At 40.5% G+C, this 20,822-nt stretch carries 15 protein-coding genes; 3 read left to right on the top strand and 12 right to left on the bottom strand.

Annotated features, from left to right (window positions below; genetic code table 11):
* Positions 1-72: 72 nt before the first annotated feature.
* Positions 73-519: a DUF1694 domain-containing protein gene (locus B7692_RS03705; protein ID WP_084887232.1), complete on the top strand. Its 447-nt coding sequence runs from the start codon at positions 73-75 to the stop codon at positions 517-519.
* On the opposite strand, the gene B7692_RS03700 is transcribed toward B7692_RS03705, so the two are convergent.
* The 12 genes from B7692_RS03700 to B7692_RS03645 all read right to left on the bottom strand — a co-directional run bounded on the left by B7692_RS03700 (position 516) and on the right by B7692_RS03645 (position 18,371).
* Positions 516-1,631 carry a glycerate kinase gene (locus B7692_RS03700; protein WP_084929942.1) on the bottom strand — a complete coding sequence of 372 codons (1,116 nt, stop codon included), beginning with the start codon at positions 1,629-1,631 and terminating at the stop codon, positions 516-518. The two genes, B7692_RS03705 and B7692_RS03700, sit on opposite strands and share 4 nt — an antisense overlap.
* A gap of 8 nt (positions 1,632-1,639) precedes the next feature.
* Positions 1,640-2,284: a phosphoserine phosphatase SerB gene (serB, locus tag B7692_RS03695; RefSeq protein ID WP_084929941.1), complete on the bottom strand. Its 645-nt coding sequence runs from the start codon at positions 2,282-2,284 to the stop codon at positions 1,640-1,642.
* Between the two features lie 58 nt (positions 2,285-2,342).
* Positions 2,343-3,776 (bottom strand): glycogen synthase GlgA, encoded by a 1,434-nt coding sequence (glgA, locus tag B7692_RS03690; RefSeq protein WP_084929940.1) that lies wholly within the window; start codon positions 3,774-3,776, stop codon positions 2,343-2,345.
* On the bottom strand, positions 3,773-4,912 hold the full coding sequence (glgD, locus tag B7692_RS03685) for a glucose-1-phosphate adenylyltransferase subunit GlgD (protein WP_084929939.1): 1,140 nt from the start codon (positions 4,910-4,912) through the stop codon (positions 3,773-3,775). Before glgD ends, glgA begins: the two co-directional genes overlap by 4 nt.
* Entirely contained in the window at positions 4,902-6,044 is a 1,143-nt protein-coding gene (locus B7692_RS03680) for a glucose-1-phosphate adenylyltransferase (RefSeq protein WP_049491443.1), read from the bottom strand. The genes glgD and B7692_RS03680 overlap by 11 nt, the downstream gene beginning before the upstream one ends.
* Positions 6,034-7,962 carry a 1,4-alpha-glucan branching protein GlgB gene (gene glgB, locus B7692_RS03675; RefSeq protein WP_084929938.1) on the bottom strand — a complete coding sequence of 643 codons (1,929 nt, stop codon included), beginning with the start codon at positions 7,960-7,962 and terminating at the stop codon, positions 6,034-6,036. Before glgB ends, B7692_RS03680 begins: the two co-directional genes overlap by 11 nt.
* A gap of 273 nt (positions 7,963-8,235) precedes the next feature.
* Positions 8,236-9,660 carry an NADP-dependent glyceraldehyde-3-phosphate dehydrogenase gene (locus B7692_RS03670; RefSeq protein ID WP_000199367.1) on the bottom strand — a complete coding sequence of 475 codons (1,425 nt, stop codon included), beginning with the start codon at positions 9,658-9,660 and terminating at the stop codon, positions 8,236-8,238.
* Positions 9,661-9,855: 195 nt separating this feature from the next.
* Positions 9,856-12,141: a type I pullulanase gene (gene pulA, locus B7692_RS03665; RefSeq protein ID WP_000935956.1), complete on the bottom strand. Its 2,286-nt coding sequence runs from the start codon at positions 12,139-12,141 to the stop codon at positions 9,856-9,858.
* Positions 12,142-12,294: 153 nt separating this feature from the next.
* A complete protein-coding gene (ligA, locus tag B7692_RS03660; protein WP_084929937.1) occupies positions 12,295-14,253 on the bottom strand; it encodes an NAD-dependent DNA ligase LigA in 1,959 nt (652 codons plus the stop codon).
* Positions 14,254-14,345: 92 nt separating this feature from the next.
* The gene (locus B7692_RS03655; RefSeq protein ID WP_084929936.1) at positions 14,346-15,524 is read right to left on the bottom strand and encodes an MFS transporter; all 1,179 of its coding nucleotides are present in this window, start codon (positions 15,522-15,524) and stop codon (positions 14,346-14,348) included.
* Between the two features lie 79 nt (positions 15,525-15,603).
* Positions 15,604-16,467: an Rgg family transcriptional regulator gene (locus B7692_RS03650; protein WP_084929935.1), complete on the bottom strand. Its 864-nt coding sequence runs from the start codon at positions 16,465-16,467 to the stop codon at positions 15,604-15,606.
* A gap of 2 nt (positions 16,468-16,469) precedes the next feature.
* Positions 16,470-18,371 (bottom strand): ABC transporter ATP-binding protein, encoded by a 1,902-nt coding sequence (locus tag B7692_RS03645; protein WP_084929934.1) that lies wholly within the window; start codon positions 18,369-18,371, stop codon positions 16,470-16,472.
* Positions 18,372-18,524: 153 nt separating this feature from the next.
* Between B7692_RS03645 and B7692_RS03640 the strand changes: the two genes are divergently transcribed.
* Both B7692_RS03640 and B7692_RS03635 read left to right on the top strand, forming a co-directional pair.
* A complete protein-coding gene (locus B7692_RS03640; protein WP_084929933.1) occupies positions 18,525-20,243 on the top strand; it encodes a phospho-sugar mutase in 1,719 nt (572 codons plus the stop codon).
* Between the two features lie 111 nt (positions 20,244-20,354).
* Positions 20,355-20,702 carry a DUF6568 family protein gene (locus tag B7692_RS03635; RefSeq protein ID WP_084929932.1) on the top strand — a complete coding sequence of 116 codons (348 nt, stop codon included), beginning with the start codon at positions 20,355-20,357 and terminating at the stop codon, positions 20,700-20,702.
* The last annotated feature ends 120 nt before the right edge of the window (positions 20,703-20,822 follow it).

Here is a 20,822-nt window from a genome sequence, read left to right as displayed (position 1 = left end):
TTTTCCTTAACTTTATAAAGTAATCGCTTTCTTTTGTCTGTTTTATTCTAACTTTTATGATATACTGTTTTCATGACAGATTTATCAAAACAATTACTTGAAAAAGCTCATGGTGGGCCAAAATTAAATCCGGATGAGCAAAGACGCTATCTTGGTACTTTTGAGGAAAGAGTTCTTGGATATGCAGATATTGATACAGCAAATAGTCCTCAGTTAGAAAAAGGTTTTTTATCTATTTTAGAAAACCTTCAGGAAAAAGCAGAGCCACTATTTGTAAAGATTTCTCCAAATATCGAATTTGACAAGCAAGTTTTCTACTTAAAGGAAGCTAAAGAAACTGATAGTCAAGCTACCATTGTATCTGAAGAGCATACTTCTTCTCCTTTTGGCCTGATTATCCATAGCAATGCACCAGTTCAAGTAGAAGAAAAGAACCTTCGACTTGCTTTTGCAAAACTTTGGGAAGTTAAAAAGGAAGAACCAGCCAAAACATCCTTATGGAAGAAATGGTTTGGCTAAATCATGCGCATATTTAATAAATGCCCGATATTGGCAGCCGTGTGCTCCAAATAGAGACTGGCATTTTTCAAACTATCTTCTAGAGGTTCACTTTTCTCCAAAATAGAAAAGGCAACTTGAATATTTTCAAATGGTAGGGAAGGTAAATCCTCAGCAAGACTACCGCAAATAGCAATAACAGGAACTCCGACAGGGGTTCTTTTTGCAACACCTATCGGAGCTTTACCTGCTAGGCTTTGACGATCTAGCCTTCCTTCTCCTACAACAACCAAGTCAGCATGTAAAACTTTCTTATCAAAGTTGATTAAGTTCAAGCAGGTATCAATTCCTGATACGATATTTGCCTGAGCAAAGGCACACAAACCGCCAGCAATGCCTCCACCAGCTCCTGCTCCTTTAATTTGCAATGTTGCAGGTGAAACTTTTTTATAAAAATCTTGGATTGCCTGATCTACGACTGCAAACATAGTAGGATGTAGGCCTTTTTGCTTACCAAAAGTATAAGTCGCACCTTGATGACCACATAAGGGACTCGTGACATCTGCTAAAATACGAATTTGAACATCTTCAGGAATTTCATAGCAATTTTCTGTTGAAACAGAAGCTAATTTTAGTAAGGATTGACCGCATGCAGGCAAGACATTTCCATCCTTATCATAAAATTGATAACCCAATCCAGCAGCGATCCCAATTCCTCCGTCATTACTGGCCGTACCACCAACTCCGATATAGATATCTTTAATCCCTTGAGCAATGAGGTGGCGAATCAACTCTCCAATACCACGAGTTTGGATTTGAAGTGGATTTCGTTTCTCTATCGGAATTTTTCCAAGGCCAACCAAGTCGGCAACTTCAAATAGAGCCAGTTCCCCTTTTTGAAAATAGCGTATTTCTTCTTTTTGTCCAAAAGGTCCTGTCACTTGGATCCATTTTTCTTCAAGGTCAATAGAATGCCGAATAGCATCTACTGTACCTTCGCCACCATCACCAACAGGACAGAGGAGACATTCTACATCTGCTATCGATTGTTGGAAGCCTCTTTTTATTGCTTCAGCTACTTGTTGAGCGGACAAGCTTTCCTTAAATGAATCTGGTGCAATTACAATCTTCATATTTTCCCTCATTCTAAACAGTCAATCAAGGGAAGAACTTCTAAAAAATCCCTCTTGTCAACATGGTTTGGTATTTCTTGTTTCAGTACTTCTTTGGCACAAAAAGCAATTCCCAGTCCTGCTGACTTCAACATAAATAGATCATTGGCCCCGTCACCGATTGCAATCGTTCTTTCTTTAGAAAGTTTTAGTTTCTCTCTCCATTTTTCCAGAGTCTCTTTTTTGACCTCGGGACTGATAATTTGTCCAACTAATTCCCCTGTTAGAAAGCCACCTTTGACTTCAAGTTGGTTTGCAGAGAAATAGGCAATCCCTAGAGATTTTGCTAATTTTTCAACTATTGGTGTAAAGCCACCAGACACCAGACCAACTAGGATGGCGTTCTTTTGGAGAATGGAAATGAATTCCTGGGCATTTGGCGTTAGATGAATAGAGTTGAAGACTTTATCAAAGGCCGAAATAGGAAGACCTTCCAAGAAGGACACTCTGTCTCGTAAACTTCTTTCAAAGTCTAACTCTCCTCGCATTGCCCGACTTGTAATCAGCGAAATTTCCTCCTCACGACCTACCTCTCTTCCAAACAAATCAATTACTTCTTCTAGGATTAAGGTTCCATCCACATCCATAACACACAAGCCTTTTACTTGAAGCATCAGTTCTCCTCTCTAAACAGCCCAAAAATCGTATGAAGTCATCATACGATTTTATCTATTAATTAACTAAACTATGGTACAAGTCAAGATATGACTTGCAGGCTGTATCCCATGAGAAATCACACACCATAGCTTGTTTTTGTAGATTTCTCCAAACGTCAGGATGATTTCTATACAAGTCCAATGCTGTTTGGAAAGTCCAATTCAACCAGTAAGGAGATAGATTGTCAAAGCTAAAGCCAGTACCGCTTCCTTCGATTGGATTAAAGGCTTTAACGGTATCTCGCAAGCCACCAACTTCATGGACCAATGGCAAGGTTCCGTAACGCATAGCCATCATCTGAGACAAGCCACACGGTTCAAAACGACTCGGCATGAGGAAGAGGTCACAAGCAGCGTAGATTTCTTGAGCTAGTTTGACATCAAAAGTGATATTTGCTGATAGCTTGTCTGGATAGATTTGAGCAAACCATGAGAAAGCTCCTTCAAATGCTGGATCGCCAGTTCCCAAAAGAACAATCTGAACATCATTTTGCAAGAGATGGTGCAGACTTTCGACCACCACATCAAAACCTTTTTGACGTGTCAAACGAGAAACAATTCCCACCAGTGGAACATCAGCTCTAACTGGCAAGCCTACTCTCTCTTGCAATTTTGCCTTGTTTTGGGCCTTCCCAGACAAATCTTCCTGATTAAAATGATAATCTAATAGGGCATCCGTCTGAGGATTATACAGGTCAGCATCAATCCCATTCACGATACCAGATACCTTACCAGACTCCATTCGAAGAATCTGATCCAAGTTACATCCAAACTGACTGGTCATAATCTCATAAGCATAGCTAGGCGAAACGGTTGAAACACGGTCCGCATAGAGGATACCAGCCTTCATCCAGTTTAAACAGTTATTCCAACGAAGGGTACCATCAGCGTACCGTTCAAAGCCAACCCCAAACAAATCCCATAACATTCCTTCTGAGAATTGTCCTTGGAATTCCAAATTATGAATGGTTAAAACAGTTTTAATTCCTTGATAAGCTTGAATCCAACGGTATTTTTCCTTTAACAAAAAAGGAATCATGGCTGTATGGTAGTCATGAACATGAAGAAGATCAGGAATAAAGTCAATTCTTTCCATAGCCTCAATGGCAGCCAGTTGGAAGAAAGCGAAGCGTTCTCCGTCATCAAAATCACCGTAAACATGACCACGGAAGAAATAATATTGGTTGTCAATAAAGTAGAAGGTCACACCATTTAGTACTGTTTTCTTAATTCCACAGTACTGTCTGCGCCAACCAACATTCACCTCAAAATGAAGAACATCTTCAATCTGATTTCCAAATTTAGCCTCTACCATATCATAGTAGGGTAAAACAACTGCAACTTCGTGCCCAGCTTTTACCAGTGATTTGGGAAGAGCGCCAATGACGTCTCCCAAACCACCTGTTTTTGAAAAGGGTGCACCCTCTGCTGCTACAAATAAAATTTTCATGAATGAATATCCTCTGTTACTTTAGCACCTTTCTTAACGACAACTGGATGTTCTGCAGTACCTCGAATCACAACACCATCCGCAACTTCAACACCCTTATCCAAGATAGCGTATTCTACCTGAGCTCCTTCTCCAATAACAACACGAGGGAAAAGTAAGCTATCTTTAACCAAGCTATCCTTATGTACATGAATATTACGTGATAGAACGGAATTAGCCACTTGACCTTCAATGATACTACCAGAAGCAAACTGAGAAGTGCTTACCTTAGATGTATTAGCGTAGTAAGTTGGTTCTTCATTCTTAACCTTTGTATAAATCTTTTGGTTTGGTGAGAAGAGAGAATAGAACTTTTGCGATTCAAGCATATCGATATTCGCTTTATAATAAGACTCTACAGAATGAATGTTGGCTAGGTAGCCTGTGTACTCGTAGGCAAAAGCCCCTTCTTTTGCAGCCAAATCCCGTAAAACATAGCGCAACTTCTCTGGATGTTCTTTCTTAGCCTCTTCTTCTAAGCGTTCAATCAACCAAGGGGTATCAACGACAAAGATATCTGTCGACATATTGTAAACTTCATCTGATGATTTACTATCAAAGAGTTTATGAGAACGAACATGGTCTGTTTCATCCACTTCCAAGATTGCGTTTACTTCTGAAATGTCTTTCTTAGCTAGTTTTTTATAAACTACAGTGATAGGCCCTTTTGTTGTACTATGTAGATGGAAAACTTGGTTCAAATCAATATTAATCAAAACATCACAGTTGAGTGAAACTGTTTGGTTTGAGCCAGAACGTTTCAAGTAAGTAAGAAGTTGTTGGTAGTATTCTTTTCCAACTGTACTACTTTCCACACGAGTATTGTAAATACCTAGATAATAGTGGCTAAGAAGAGTTGACAAGCCCCACTCACGTCCTGAACGGATATGGTCAAAGACTGAGCTGATATTGTCTTGTTGGAAAATACCAAAAATACTACGGACACCAGCATTAGCAAGACTTGAAAGCGGGAAGTCAATCAAGCGATATTTACCACCAAATGGCAAACTAGCTACTGGACGGTGGTCTGTCAGTGTTGACATATCATGAAAACCAACTGTGTTTCCTAAAATGGCAGAATATTTATCAATCTTCATCTGTTGCTACCCCCACTACTTCATCATATCCTACAACTTGTACTTCTTCTGTTCCATCAATTTCGACACCATCAGAAATAACTGCACCTTCACCAATAATGGCACGTTTGATTTTAGCTCCCTGACCGACAATTGCACCACTCATGATAACTGAATCTACTACTTCTGCCCCTTCGCGAACTTGCGCACCTGTTGAGAGGATAGAATGTTTAACAGTTCCATCTACGAAACAGCCATCGACAACCAAGGAATCTTCCACATGAGCATTTGCCCCAAGGAAGTTTGGTGGTGAAATTAAGTTTCTTGAGTAAATCTTCCATTGACGGTTACGGCTATCCAAGGCATTTTCTGGTGAAATATATTCCATGTTAGCTTCCCAAAGTGACTCAATAGTACCAACATCTTTCCAGTAGCCATTAAACTCATATGCATAGACACTTTCACCTGACTCAAGGTAATTTGGAATGACATTCTTACCGAAGTCTGACATATCGACATTGCTCTTTTCAGCAGTAACAAGCATATTGCGCAGACGTTGCCAATCAAAAATGTAAATTCCCATAGAAGCTTTTGTAGATTTAGGTTGAGCTGGTTTTTCTTCAAATTCAACAATGCGGTTATTGGCATCTGTGTTCATAATACCAAAACGACTAGCTTCTTTAAGAGGGACGTCTAAAACCGCTACTGTCAAGCTGGCATTATTATCTTTGTGAGACTGGAGCATATCATCATAGTCCATTTTGTAGATGTGGTCCCCAGACAGAATCAAGACATACTCAGGGTTGACACTGTCAATATAATCAATATTTTGGTAAATAGCGTGGCTAGTCCCCTCAAACCAACGATTTCCTTCACTTGCAGAATAAGGTTGAAGAATCGAGACACCAGAATTGATACCGTCTAGTCCCCAGCTTGAACCGTTTCCAATATGGTTGTTGAGAGCAAGTGGTTGGTACTGTGTAATGACTCCAACATTGTTGATGCCTGAGTTGGCACAGTTTGAAAGAGCAAAGTCAATGATACGGTAGCGCCCACCAAATTGCACAGCTGGTTTTGCAATGCTTTGAGTGAGTTTACCGAGACGAGTTCCTTGCCCACCAGCAAGAATCAAAGCTAACATTTCATTCTTCATTTTCTACTCCTTTTTGGTTTTTACTTGTGACGGTTTTAGTAGGTTTCAATCGACGTTTGATTTTCCAAACACTTGCTCCCATAGCCGGTAGGGTAAAGGTCAAGGTCTGCTCATAATCTTTCCATAGTCCTTCTTGCGTTTGAACAGTTTGATTATGTTCTTTCCAAACGCCTCCCCACTCTTCTAACTCAGTATTCCAGACTTCTTCGTAAATCCCTGCAACAGGAAGTCCGATTGTAAAATCTTTTCGTTCAACAGGTGCCATGTTAAAGACGCAGACTAGCATATCGTCCTTCTTCCCCTTACGGATGAAGGAAAGAACACTCTGGTCTCGATTATCCGCATCGATGATTTCAATACCATCATAGCTGGTATCAATTTCCCACAGACAGCGGTGGTCTTTGTAAAACTGGTTTAGCTGAGAAGTGAAATACTTCATCTTAGCATTCATTGGATCTTCTAGGTTAGACCATTCCAACTGTTCTTCAGATTTCCATTCTAGGAATTGCCCATATTCACTACCCATGAAGAGCAATTTCTTACCAGGGTGACAAATTTGGTAGGTGTAGAGATTGCGCAAGCCTGCGAATTGATTATAGCGATCTCCCCACATCTTGTGCATCATACTCTTCTTGCCATGAACCACTTCATCGTGTGAGAATGGTAGGAGATAATTCTCCTTGAAGACATACATAAAACTGAAAGTCACTAAATTAAAGTCATACTTACGGTAAATTGGGTCTTCTTCGTAGAATCGTAGGATATCATTCATCCAACCCATATTCCATTTGTAGTCAAAGCCAAGACCATCTGAATCCTTGGTGTCAGTAATCTGAGTAGCTGATGAACTTTCCTCAGCTATCATCATAACGTCTGGATGAGCTTGTTTAATGACATCATTCAAACGTTTTAAGAAATAATAGCCTTCGTAGTTGAGATTGCCCCCATCTTTATTAGGCGTCCATGGGGCATCATCGTAATCTAGATAGAGTATATTGCTCACTGCATCCACACGAATACCGTCCAAATGGTAAAAGTCAATCCAAAACTTAATACTAGAAATCAAGAAGGACTGGACTTCATTCTTTCCAAGGTCAAAATTGAGTGCGCCCCAACCGTAGTTATGAGCCTTATTATGGTCTTGATATTCAAAAGTCGGTGTTCCATCATAATAGGCCAAGGCATCATCATTAATAGTGAAGTGACCAGGTACCCAGTCCACAATAACCCCAATATTGTTTAAGTGACACTCCTCAACAAAATCTTGAAATTCCTCAGGGCGACCATAGGCATGCTCTAAAGCAAAGTAACCCATAAGCTGGTAACCCCAACTCAATCCAAGAGGATGAGACATCAAGGGCATAAACTCAATGTGAGTATAGTTCATCTCGACCAAGTAAGGAATGAGTTCATCTTTCAATTGAGCAAAACTAAAAGGACTACCATCAGGATTTCTCTTCCAAGAGCCAGCATGAGCTTCGTAAATATTGACGGGACGCTCTTCAAAGCTCAAGCGTTTTCTACGAGCTAACCAAAGTCCATCTTTCCATTTTTTCTCTGGAATTTCTGTTAAAATAGCCCCAGTACCAGGTCGTGCCTCATACCTTACAGCCAAAGGATCAATCTTCATAAGCTGATGACCATTTGCACGTGTGATATGATACTTATAAATTTGGCCTTCGTAAGCAAGACTGGTAAAGACTTCCCAGACTCCAAATTCGTTCCGTTCCATTGGAATTTGATTTTCAATCCAATTGGTGAAATCCCCTACCAAGTGTACAGCCTGAGCATTAGGTGCCCACACACGAAAAGTGTAGCCATACTCACCATTTTTTTCTTCCCTATGAGCTCCCAGATAGTGCTGGAGGTGAAAATTTTCACCTGTCATAAAGGTTTTTAAAGCATTATTCTTATCCATACACCCTCCTAATTCTGTAAGCGTTTTCTATAGATTTATTATACTACCTTTTTAGGGAAGATTCAAGTAAATTACGGAATTTGCAAAAAAATCTTTTGAAAGTCTTCAACAAATTCACTGATGTGTTCACTTGTAAATCAAGAAATTTTCAGAAACGCTTTGAAAACGAATTGTTTTTTAATAATACTATCACAAAGTTCGTTATTTAGCTAACAAAAAATATAATTTTAAGTAAAAAAATAAATCAGGAAACGAATCTCCTGATTTTACATTTCATTTCACATCAAAAACAATGGATTTGACATTTGTCATCGCTTCAATACTATATTTAATTCCTTGCACTCCAGCGCCAGAACCTTTGACACCAAGGAATGGGAAATTATCTGGACCACGCTGGGTTTTATTATTTATATGAACTGTACCCACTTCAAGTTTTTCAGCAATTTCAAATGCTTTTTTGAAATCATTTGTAAAGACTGAGGATTGAAGGCCGAATTCAGATTCGTTGGCAAAGGCAATGGCTTCCTCTACACTAGCCACACGGATAATTGGTAAAACAGGACCAAATGGCTCTTCCCATGCCACTTTCATATCTTTTGTAACTTGGTCAAAAAGCACTGGCCATAGAAGATTGCCTTCGCGTTTGATTGGTGTAAGAGCCTGAGCACCTTTTTCTTGTGCATCATCAATCAAGCCCCAAATAAAGTCTGCTGAAGCATTGTCGATAACTGGTGTGATATCAGCATTGTCGAATGGATCGCCAACTGTTAATTTAGTAACCTCTGCTTGAAGCAAAGCAGCTAGTGTATCTGCTACACTTTCGATAACAATAACACGTTTAATGGCTGTGCAACGTTGACCTGAATAGCTAAAGGCACCCGCAACAATTTGCTTGGCAGCATGTTCCAAATCTGCATCTTCTAGTACTAAGGCTGCATCTTTCCCACCAAGCTCCAACATGATTGGACGCATACCAGCTAAACGACCAATACGTTCTCCGATAGGAGTTGAACCTGTAAAGTTGATGAAGTTGACTTCTTTGTGTTCAATGATATAATCCCCAATTTCTGAACCACGACCCGTAATGGTATTGAAAACACCAGCCGGAATCCCTGCTTCTTCAAACGCTTTAGCCAACAAGAGCCCAGAAATAGAACCTTGTGTTGGTGGCTTAAACATGACTACATTCCCTGCAATCAAGGCAGGTGCAATTTTAGAAGCAGATAAATTAACTGGATAATTAAAGGGAGCGATAGCCAGCACGACACCAACTGGCTCGCGACGAACAACGGCCAATTTATTTTTACTTGCTGCTTCAAAACCGCCACCTTCCATTGCTTGTCCAGTGATACGGAGACCTTCCTCAGCAGCATAGCGAATCAAGTCTGCGGTACGCACCACTTCTCCAATAGCTGCTTTAATTCCCTTTGCCACTTCTTTGGCAAGTATAGTACCAATTTCTTCCTTATCACGTTCTAAAATAGCTGCTGTTTTGTGCAAATAAGCCGCACGTTCAACTGCTGATAAAGCTCGCCAAGCTGGCAGGGCTGCACGCGCAGCTTTCATAGCCTCATCTACTTCTGCCTGAGTCATAGCTGGAACAGTCCCTAATTCTTCTTGGTTTATTGGTGAATAAATCGTAATTTCTTTTTCAGCTGATTTCCATTTTCCATTTACTAAATTCTGATATCTTGTCAAATTCTCGTCCTCCTGAAAATGATTAAGATATATTTTACCAAATTTTCAGAAAATTACAACCCTTTTTGCAATTTTTTTGAGATTATTTTCACAAGCTTGGTTTTTCAAACTATTTGAAACTTGATTCTAATCTTCATTGAAAACTTATAAATGATAAAAAGGATTAGACAATCTAACCCTTTTTAGTTTATGCATTTAAGAGAGTACTTTTAGCACTGCGACACTAGTATCATCAATGACATTTTCTTGTTTCGAACGACTATTGGTCACAAGCATTTCTAGATTTCCTGCATTTTCAAAGTATAAGGAAGTTCCCTTGGCATTGAATACTACCAATAGATGTTCTGGCCCCCCGTGAATCTCGTAAACAATCCATCCGCTATTTTCTGCAGCTGTGTGAACAAAGACATGACGGTAAACTTCTTCGTATGTAGGATAAGAAAAGGCGCTAGTCTGTGTTTTCAGTCGAATAATTTGACGGACAAAGTCAATGCTTTCTTGTCTTTCATTGATTAAATCCCAGTTTATTTGGTTAACACTGTCAGGAGCGTTGTAACTATTCATAGCACGTTCTCGGTCTGCCGAAGTGAGTTGTCCATGTTCACCCGTCGGAATTAATTTGGTTCGACCAAATTCTTGGCCAATTTCCATAAAGGACATTCCTTGCATGAGAAGGTTCATTACTGTCGCCGTCTCAACCTTGCGCATAATCTGGTCTGAACTTTGATCAGGATGAAGAGTCGCCAACAAATCATGAAGATTGTAATTGTCATGGGCTTCAACATAGTTGAGAACCTGGTTTGGACTGAGATAAGAACCCAATTCTCGGCTACCAAGAATGGCCTTGGCAATGATTGGTTCAGTGGCTGCACCACTTACAAATCCTGACTTGATTGCACCATAAACTTCTCCTCCTTTGACCGCATCACGCTGATTATCATTGAAGAATCCGATATTTGGCATTTGGTAGGCATTATCCTTCTTGGCCTTATCATAAGTTGCAAGACCTGTTCCCATATCCCAGCCTTCTCCATAAGTGATAATACGGGGATCAACCTCATCTAGCGCCCAACGAATCGCTTGCATGGTTTTGACATTATGAATACCCATCAAGTCAAAACGGAAGCCGTCAATATTGTATTCCTGTACCCAGTATAGAAGAGAATCAATCATGTACTTGCGGAACATTTCGTGTTCACTGGCTGTTTCATTTCCAACACCTGTTCCATTCTGGAAGGTACCGTCTGGATTCATACGATAGTAGTAATCAGGGACAGTTGTTTGGAAAGGTGCATCAACCGTTGAAAAGGTGTGATTATAAACCACGTCCATAATGACACCAATCCCCGCATCGTGATAGGCTTGAACCATGGTCTTCAAATCACGAATGACCTGCCCTGGATCATCTGGATTACTAGAAAAACTTGGTTCTGGTGCATTGTAGTTTTGAGGGTCATAACCCCAGTTATAGGTTACATTTCCATCCTCATCGTATTCCTTATGGCGATCAAAGATAGGCTGGAGTTGAACATAGTTGCAGCCAAGTTCTTTGATATAGTCAAAGGCGGTTGCTTGTCCGAATTGGTTTACAGTTCCAGTCTGGGCAGCACCAAGGAAGGTTCCACGGAGATGCTCTGCAACTCCAGAGGTCGGAGATTTGGTTAAATCTCGGATATGCATTTCACAGATAACTGCTTTACATGGATTTTCCAAACGCCAAGGCGCTTCTGTTCCATGTTTGACCACAAATCCTTCTACTTGTCTGTCTTGATGAGAAAGAATTACGGAACGTTTGCCGTCAGGACTTGTGGCAATCGTGTAAGGATCTCTCGTCACAGTCTGGTGGTGAGGAAAGTCAATCTGATACTGATAAGCCTTGCCAGCAAGATTTTCATCTAAGTCTAGACTCCAAACACCAATGGTATTGTACTTATGACTGTATGAATAGCTATTACCACGCTCTAGATTAAAGGTTTTCCAAATCGGAGCGTCGTTGCTGGTATTTTCGTAGACAACCACCTGTACAGCAGTAGCCGTAGGAGCCCAAAGTTTAAAGCTAGTCTGATAATCTGAAAGACTGTAACCTAGTTCTCCTTGGTAGCCCCAGTGGTGATCAAAACTAGCGCTATGTATTGCTCTATCAAAAGCAAATGGATTTTGATCTTTGTAGTAAGGACTAGCAATGGCTGGGTTTTCAGAATAATAAACAGTCTCGTCGCCCTCTAAAATCCAAACTTCTGTCAGAAGCGGATAGTAGTTATAACGCACGGAATATTCCTTAACTGTCCCATCAATCTCGACAGAAAACTTCAGGTTTTCTAACTTTTCTTGACTTGTAACTGTGAAGGAGAACTTTGCTCCAAAAAAGTTATTTTCATAATACAATTTTTCAACATTGTCCGCCTGTTTTCTACTAAATGAACAGGCTGCATAATCCCCGTTTTTTCGATGAAAATGGATGACTACAGGGTAATTTAACATTTCTTTTCCTAATTTCTAATTTTAATTTAATTTTTTATGTGGTGCTGATAGATTCAGCAATTTAATTTCTGACTCAAGATAGACTCAATTCATGTCAAAACACTTCAGGATAGACAGTTTCAGACTATCTAACATCTAGCCTTCTACTATTCTTTACAAACTTTCGAGCCAAGCTTCATCTCGAACTTCAATACCAAGTTCTTGTGCTTTTTGAAGTTTACTTCCAGCATCTGCACCTGCCACGACGAGGTCGGTCTTTTTAGAAACACTGCCAGTCACTTTAGCACCCAAACTTTCGAGTTTATTTTTAGCTTCTGAGCGCTTGAGCCGTTCCAATTTTCCAGTCAATACAACGGTCAAACCTGACAAGGCCGCATCTGCCACTACCGTCTGTCCTTTATAGTCCAGATTGACCCCAGCTTCTTTCAATTCTTTGAGGAGAATTTCAGAGCCTTCTGTCGCAAAATATGTCTGAAGACTCTTGGCAATCACACTACCCAGACTTTCAATACTAGCCACTTCATCTGAATCTGCCTGAGCCAGATTTTCAATCGAGTGGAAATGTTGAAGTAACAGCTGACTGGCCTTGCTTCCGACATGACGAATGCCCAAACCAAACAAGAGCTTTTCAGCAGAATTTTCCTTAGATGCTTGGATGGCCTGATACAGTTTAGCAGCAGACTTTTCCTTAACCCCCTCTAAAAGGAGGAAATCTTCTTCTTTCAAACGGTAAATATCCGCCACATCCTTGACTAAATTAGCAGCGAAAAGCTTCTCAACAATAGATGGACCAAGTCCTGTAATATTCATAGTATCTCGAGAAGCAAAGTGAATCAAACCTTCCATAATTTGGGCAGGGCAACGTGGATTGATACAACGGAGAGCCACCTCATCTTCAAAATGAAGCAAGTGACTGTCACAACTTGGGCAATGTGATGGAATATCTAGTTTTTCTTCAGAAACCCGTTTGGACTCTACTACACGTAAAACAGCAGGAATGATGTCCCCAGCCTTATAGACGATAACCGTGTCGTCTTTGCGGATATCTTTTTCAGCAATATAATCCACATTGTGTAGGGTCGCACGGCTAACAGTCGTACCAGCAAGCTGAACAGGTGTCAGATTTGCAGTTGGGGTTACAACACCCGTACGGCCAACTGTCCAATCAACTGATAAGAGTTTAGCTTCTTTTTCCTCAGCAGGAAACTTGTAGGCCACTGCCCACTTTGGAGCCTTGACGGTAAAACCAAGTTCTTCTTGACTTGCTAGGTCGTTTACCTTGATTACCACTCCATCGATATCATAAGGCAGGTTTTCCCGTTCCTGTCCTACTTTTTGAATAAAATCCCAGATTTCATCTATATTTTCAGCCAAGATTCGCTTTGGATTGACCACAAAACCTAGTTGTTCAAGGTGCTTCAAAACCTTTTCTTGACTATCACGAGTTGAAGGGCTGGCTTCTTGATAGAGGAAAGTCGCAAGATTGCGCTTGGCAACTACTGCTGTATCCAACTGTCGCAGGGTGCCTGCTGCCGCATTACGAGGATTGGCAAATTCAGGCTCTCCATTTTCTTGGCGAGCTTGGTTAACCTGGTCAAAAGAAGCGCGTGGCATGTAACATTCCCCACGAACTGTGATATCTAGTTCTTCTGGCAAGGTCAAAGGAATGTCCTTAACACGCTTAAGATTTTCTGTTATATTCTCCCCAACAGAACCGTCTCCACGTGTTGCACCAACAACTAAAATCCCCTTTTCATAAGTCAGCGAGATAGACAAACCATCGATTTTCAGCTCACAAATATAGGTCGGATGAGCCACTTCCTTACGAACACGCGCATCAAAAGCTTCAAGCTCCTCACGTGAAAAAGCATCCTGCAAACTATAAAGAGGATACTGATGACTGTATTTTTCAAAACCATCTAAAACCTTGCCACCAACACGATGGGTAGGACTGTCTGCTAGCACTTGATCTGGATAGGCAGTTTCTAACTCGACCAACTCTCGGTAAAGGCGATCATACTCACTGTCTGAAACCGAGGGATTATCGCTGGTATAGTACTCAGTCGCATAGCGATTGAGCAAGGCGACCAACTCATTCATTCTTTTATTCATAAAACTATTTTACCATAAATTAAGCCCTTCTCACAAACGAGAAGGGCGAAAAAAACACTTAGATTGGAATTATTTTTGAAGTCCAAGCAAACTTATGTCTCTTTTTCAAAATGAGTTCGAACATATCCGAGAGCTAAGAAAGATAAGGCTACAACTCCAAGTCCAATAATCAAGAAAGAATAAAGATGGACACTTGGAAGAAAGGTCATCAAACCTTTCGCAATCGGCATAAAGAGAATTGCCAGTGTAAAAATGGTACTCAATACCCTACCCAGATATTCTCCATCAATCTTGGTCTGTACCTGTGTAAAGAAGTGAATATTAAAAATCGTCATAAAGAGTTCACAAACGAAATTGCCTGAAAAAGTCAGATAGGATGGGAGGGTAAATCCCATTATCATCACCCCAAGTCCAGTCAGAGCCAACAAAAACAGAAGCATTTCCATACTGGCTTTAATCTTACTAGCTAACAGCGCCCCAACAATAGAACCGATAGCACCCATAGTTAAAATAGTGGCATAGGCACCTTGAACTCCATAAAGCTGATTTGAAAAGGGGAGGAGGTAATTAAAGGCTGCAAAGAAAAAATTGACACTTGAAGCCATGACTAGTAAAAAGAAGATTTCCCTTTGCTTCACAATATAGTGAACACCCTCCTTGATATCAGCACAAATAACTTTGAATGTAAGTTTCTTCTCCCCCAAAGTTTTATCTTCTTTTTTTGGAAGCAGGGCTACCAAACCAAAAGCAAGAAAAAAACTAAGGGCATCTAATACCAAGGTAATCCGAAGACTTGAGAATTGTAAAACAAGAAAAGAAAGTACAGGAGAACTCACGCTGACAACCTGCAAGACCAACTCCAAACGAGAATTGTAGAGGACCAGTTCATCCTTCTCTACCAATTCTGTGATAATGGCCTTATTTGCAGGTCTAGAAAAGGCAAAAGCAATAGCCTGAACAATGTTGGCAAAAATCAAAGCCCCAATCATCCAGCTGTCATTCCTTATAAAAGAAATAGCCAAACAAAGAATTCCACAAACAAGGTCTGCCGCCATTAAAATCTTACGACGAGAAAATCGGTCTGAAATAACTCCACCAAAGGGATTGATCAGAATGGATGTGACGAGCTCAGAAATCTGATACATTCCTAAAACAGTCTGCCCGATAGTCCCCATGGAAGCCAACCAGACACTATTTCCATAATCATAGAGCATATTCCCTATCTTGTTAACAGCTCCACGGCTAATCAACTGTACGGCATAGCGATTCATATAAAAACTCCTCTCAAATTTTGAAACTATTGTATCAAAACCGAAAGGAGCTTTTTCATTTTTCCCTTATTTGGGAAAATTAATCTTTGACAAATTTTTCGTAGTGTTCCTGATAATAGGCTACTTGCTCTGGAAGACCTAGCACGTCAAAAATATGCATGGCCTCTTGCATTTGCTTACAACCTACTTTACACTGTCCCTTTTGATACAAGGCAAAGCCTTTTAAATAATGGAAAACATTACGCTCATAAAGCTTAATACCTTTACCAATAATCTTCTCTGTATAAGCTTCAAAATAGCTTGCATTGTCAAAAGAAAGATGCTCTAAACAATGCTGGTAACAATTGAGGGCCAAAATCAACACTAATCTCTTATGGCGACCAATCTCTAGGTAAAATTCCTCCCTCTCCATAACTTCTCTTCCAATTCGAGTGACATAGTCCACATCGTAGAAACTATAGAGGTTCCCGAAAAGAATCAACTCATACATGGTCCATTCTTCTGTTTTGAAGAGATAATCTGCTACCTTATCCAAATCAACCTGCTCCATATGATAACTCGAATCTCTTTGACAAATCAGACCTTGTAGCAAAATCCAGTTCAGCTCAAAATAAAGGGGATTCGTCGAACTCTTAGCCTTTTCAAGTTGTTCTCTTTGAAGCTTTTGAAAACCTGCAATATCATTTGAGTAGTAAAGGGGTACAATTTGTCCCATCATGGCAACATGTTCATGATTGTGAAAATTTCTTGCCTTGTCCATGAAATTTTCGATTGTTACATAAATGTTATCCAAAATCTCAAAGAAACGTGAAACTGCTAGATCAGACTCCCCAAGCTCAAAGCGAGATAACTGGGAAGTTGAACAGGACTCCCCTGCCGCCTCCTTTAAAGAATAATTTCCACTTGTCCGAAATTCACGAAATACTTTTCCAAGATGTTCCATCTTTACACCTGCTCTGATAATTCTTCCCACTCAAGCATAGCTTCTTCCTGACGATGGCTGATTTTATCCAGTTCAGTCTGTAATTCCATGAGTTTACCTGCATCGTTTGTTTCCAACATTTGTTCAGAAATGGTTTGACTTTGACTTTCTAGCTCTTCAATTTCAGCTTCTAGACTTTCGATTTGTCGCATGAGTTTGCGAACTTCTTTTTGACTTTCTTTCTGAGCTTGATAGTCATTGACTGGACTTGCTTCTTTTGCTTGGTTGATAGTTGAAGCTTCCTCAGCCTGAGTCATTTCTACTTCTGCTTTCTTCTCAACATAGTAGTCGTAATCTCCCAGGTAAAGAGTCGAACCCTTCTCAGACAATTCCAAAACATGAGTTGCCACACGATTGATAAAGTAACGGTCGTGACTGACGAATAGAAGAGTTCCATCAAAGTCAATCAAGGCATTTTCCAACACTTCCTTGCTATCAATATCCAAGTGGTTGGTTGGCTCATCCAGAATCAAGAAGTTGTTGTTTTCCATGGAAAGTTTAGCCAGAAGCAAACGCGCTTTCTCCCCACCAGACAGCATGCCGACTGATTTTTTAACATCATCTCCTGAGAAAAGGAAGGCACCTAGACGGTTACGGATTTCAACTTCCGGCGTCAGTTTAAAATCATTCCAGAGTTCATCAAGTACAGTATTACTTGGTGTCAGCTTGCTTTGAGTCTGATCATAGTAACCAACCTCAACATTAGCGCCAAAGCGCTTTTCACCCTTGATAAAAGGAATCTGGTCTACTATCGACTTGATAAAGGTTGATTTTCCAATACCGTTTGGTCCAACAATAGCAACAGCATTCATCTTGCGAAGGTCTAGATTGATAGGATCTGACAGTACTTCCCCATCATAGCCAATAGCTGCATTTTCAACAGTCAAAACAACATTACCAGACGTTTTTTCAGACTGGAAAGCCATGTTGGCTGCTTTCTTACCAGCTTCAGGCTTGTCCAAACGCTCCATTTTTTCCAGTTGTTTGCGTCGAGATTGGGCACGTTTGGTCGTTGAAGCTCGGACTAGATTACGATTGACAAAGTCTTCCAGAGCTGCGATTTCCTTCTGTTGCTTTTCATAGTTTTTTGCCTCAGTAGCTAGCTTTTGCTCCTTTAACTCAACAAAACGAGAGTAATTCCCCACATAACGATCCAAGGAATGCTTGGTCAAATCCAGCGTAATTGTCGCAACCTTGTCCAAGAAGTAACGGTCGTGACTGACAATAATGAGGGCACCGCTATAGTTTACCAAGTAATTCTCTAGCCAGGCAATGGTTTCGATATCCAAGTGGTTGGTTGGCTCGTCCAAGACCAAGAGATTGGGCTTTTCAAGGAGCATTTTAGCAAGTGCCAAACGAGTATTTTGACCACCAGAAAGCTCAGCAATTTTCATCTGCCACATAGACTCGTCAAACTTAAATCCATTTAAAATCGCTCGAATATCAGCTTCATAGGTAAAGCCACCTGCCTGACGAAAATTTTCAGATAAGCGGTCGTAATCTGACATCAGCTTATTCAATTCCTCACCAGACTTTTCACCCATCTCCAACTCCATCTGACGCAGTTGTTTCTCAGTCCGACGCAGGTCATCAAAGACATGAAGCATCTCATCGTAGATGGTATTTTCAGACTCAAAACGGCTATCTTGGGCTAGGTAAGATAGAGAAATATCTTTTTTCTTATTGATTTCTCCGCTAGTTGGCTCCTCTTCTCCAATTAAAATCTTCAAAAGAGTAGACTTACCTGCACCATTTTTCCCAACAAGGGCAATCCTGTCTCGTTCATCAACTTGCAGATTGATAGTATCAAAAAGAACCTCTCCTGCAAAAGAACGTTCAATTTTATTAGCTTGTAAAATAATCATACAAGTAGTATAGCATGTTTCCCTAAGGCATTCAAGACTTGATAAACAGGCATATGTCACTACTTTTCTGAAAATTATGCTACCGTTTTACTAAAACGCTAAAAAGTGCTATAATGTGAACGGTTAAAACAATTTACAAAAAGGAGAATTTCAATGTCTTACCAAGAAAATTACCAGAAATGGGTTGATTTTGCGGAACTTCCTGACTACCTTCGTCAAGATTTGGAAAATATGGACGAAAAAACGAAGGAAGATGCCTTCTATACAAATCTTGAATTTGGTACTGCAGGTATGCGTGGCTTGATTGGTGCTGGTACAAACCGTATCAACATCTACGTTGTTCGCCAAGCTACTGAAGGATTGGCTCGTTTGATTGAGTCTAAAGGTGGAAACGAAAAAGAACGCGGTGTAGCAATTGCCTACGATAGCCGTCACTTCTCACCTGAGTTTGCCTTTGAGTCTGCGGCAGTTCTTGCTAAACACGGCATCAAATCTTATGTGTTTGAAAGCCTTCGTCCAACTCCAGAATTATCATTTGCAGTTCGTCACCTCAACTGTTTCGCGGGTATCATGGTCACAGCCAGCCACAACCCTGCACCATTTAACGGTTACAAGGTTTACGGTGAAGACGGTGGACAAATGCCTCCACACGACGCAGACGCTTTGACTACTTATATCCGTGCAATCGAAAACCCATTTGCGGTAGAAGTTGCTGATGTGGAAACTGAAAAAGCTTCTGGCTTGATTGAAGTTATCGGCGAAGCTGTCGATGTGGAATACCTCAAAGAAGTCAAAGATGTGAACATCAACCCAGCCTTGATTGAAGAATTCGGTAAAGACATGAAGATTGTCTACACACCACTTCACGGTACTGGTGAAATGTTGGCTCGTCGCGCTCTTGCCCAAGCAGGATTTGACTCTGTTCAAGTCGTTGAAGCGCAAGCAACTGCTGACCCAGACTTCTCAACTGTAAAATCTCCGAACCCAGAAAGCCAAGCAGCCTTTGCCCTTGCTGAAGAACTTGGTCGTCAAGTTGGTGCAGATGTTCTTGTGGCAACTGACCCTGACGCTGACCGTGTTGGTGTTGAAGTTCTTCAAAAAGATGGTAGCTACCTCAACCTTTCAGGTAACCAAATCGGTGCTATCATGGCTAAATACATCTTGGAAGCCCACAAAAATGCTGGAACTCTGCCTGAAAATGCAGCACTCTGTAAATCTATCGTATCAACTGACTTGGTAACGAAGATTGCTGAAAGCTACGGCGCAACTATGTTCAACGTCTTGACTGGTTTCAAATTCATCGCTGAAAAAATCCAAGAATTCGAAGAAAAACACAATCACACTTACATGATGGGATTTGAAGAAAGCTTCGGTTACTTGATTAAACCATTTGTACGTGATAAAGATGCAATCCAAGCCGTCCTTGTCGTTGCTGAACTTGCTGCCTACTACCGTTCACGTGGTTTGACACTTGCAGACGGTATCGAAGAAATCTACAAAGAGTACGGCTACTACGCTGAAAAGACTATCTCTGTTACCCTTTCTGGCGTCGATGGTGCTGAACAAATCAAAGCGATTATGGCTAAATTCCGTAACAATGCTCCAAAAGAATGGAACACAACAGCTATCACTGTCGTAGAAGACTTCAAGGCACAAACTGCTACTGCTGCTGACGGTACCGTTACAAACTTAACAACTCCTCCAAGTGATGTGTTGAAATACACACTTGCTGACGGTTCATGGATTGCCGTTCGCCCTTCAGGTACAGAACCAAAAATCAAGTTCTACATTGCAGTTGTAGGTGAAACAAACGAAGAATCACAAGCTAAGATTGCTAACATTGAAGCAGAAATTAATGCTTTTGTAAAATAAGGTCCTATAAAAGATGAGACTAACTAATCTCATCTTTTTTTCGTATCAAATCTAAGCAATTTTAGAAACTTTATGGCATACTAGACTTATCAATGAAAGCGAGGTAATCTCATGGAACAATTTTTAGATAACATCAAAGACCTTGAAGTCACTACAGTTACGCGTGCGCAAGAAGCTCTTGATAATAAAGAAACTGCAACCTTCTTTATTGGTCGTAAAACTTGCCCTTACTGCCGTAAATTTGCAGGTACTTTGGCAGGTGTCGTAGCTGAAACCAAAGCTCACATCTACTTCATCAACAGTGAAGAAGCAAGCCAACTCAATGAGTTACAAGAATTCCGCTCACGCTATGGAATTCCAACTGTACCAGGATTTGTTCACATTGCGGATGGACAAATCAATGTCCGTTGCGACTCTTCAATGTCAGCACAAGAAATCAAAGATTTCGCTGGTTTGTAAGAGATATAAAAAAGAAGGCACATTATGTACTGCACCCCAAAAGTTAGACAGAAAAAATCTAACTTTTGGGGTGTTTTATTATGAAATTGAGTTATGATGATAAAGTTCAGATCTATGAAC

The organism is Streptococcus mitis (assembly GCF_002096925.1).
GTDB classification, from domain to species: domain Bacteria; phylum Bacillota; class Bacilli; order Lactobacillales; family Streptococcaceae; genus Streptococcus; species Streptococcus mitis_AF.
The sequence above is the reverse complement of the archived record's forward strand: the minus strand, read 5'-3'. Positions and strand labels throughout refer to the sequence as shown.

Bases quoted from the DNA above. Each gene is read 5' to 3' on its own strand.
- B7692_RS03645 (WP_084929934.1), bottom strand. From the start codon at position 18,371: ATGATTATTTTACAAGCTAATAAAATTGAACGTTCTTTTGCAGGAGAG.
- B7692_RS03655 (WP_084929936.1), bottom strand. From the start codon at position 15,524: ATGAATCGCTATGCCGTACAGTTGATTAGCCGTGGAGCTGTTAACAAG.
- B7692_RS03700 (WP_084929942.1), bottom strand. From the start codon at position 1,631: ATGAAGATTGTAATTGCACCAGATTCATTTAAGGAAAGCTTGTCCGCT.
- B7692_RS03635 (WP_084929932.1), top strand. From the start codon at position 20,355: ATGGAACAATTTTTAGATAACATCAAAGACCTTGAAGTCACTACAGTT.
- B7692_RS03650 (WP_084929935.1), bottom strand. From the start codon at position 16,467: ATGGAACATCTTGGAAAAGTATTTCGTGAATTTCGGACAAGTGGAAAT.
- B7692_RS03640 (WP_084929933.1), top strand. From the start codon at position 18,525: ATGTCTTACCAAGAAAATTACCAGAAATGGGTTGATTTTGCGGAACTT.
- serB (WP_084929941.1), bottom strand. From the start codon at position 2,284: ATGCTTCAAGTAAAAGGCTTGTGTGTTATGGATGTGGATGGAACCTTA.
- glgB (WP_084929938.1), bottom strand. From the start codon at position 7,962: ATGGATAAGAATAATGCTTTAAAAACCTTTATGACAGGTGAAAATTTT.
- B7692_RS03705 (WP_084887232.1), top strand. From the start codon at position 73: ATGACAGATTTATCAAAACAATTACTTGAAAAAGCTCATGGTGGGCCA.
- pulA (WP_000935956.1), bottom strand. From the start codon at position 12,141: ATGTTAAATTACCCTGTAGTCATCCATTTTCATCGAAAAAACGGGGAT.
- glgA (WP_084929940.1), bottom strand. From the start codon at position 3,776: ATGAAAATTTTATTTGTAGCAGCAGAGGGTGCACCCTTTTCAAAAACA.
- glgD (WP_084929939.1), bottom strand. From the start codon at position 4,912: ATGAAGATTGATAAATATTCTGCCATTTTAGGAAACACAGTTGGTTTT.
- B7692_RS03680 (WP_049491443.1), bottom strand. From the start codon at position 6,044: ATGAAGAATGAAATGTTAGCTTTGATTCTTGCTGGTGGGCAAGGAACT.
- ligA (WP_084929937.1), bottom strand. From the start codon at position 14,253: ATGAATAAAAGAATGAATGAGTTGGTCGCCTTGCTCAATCGCTATGCG.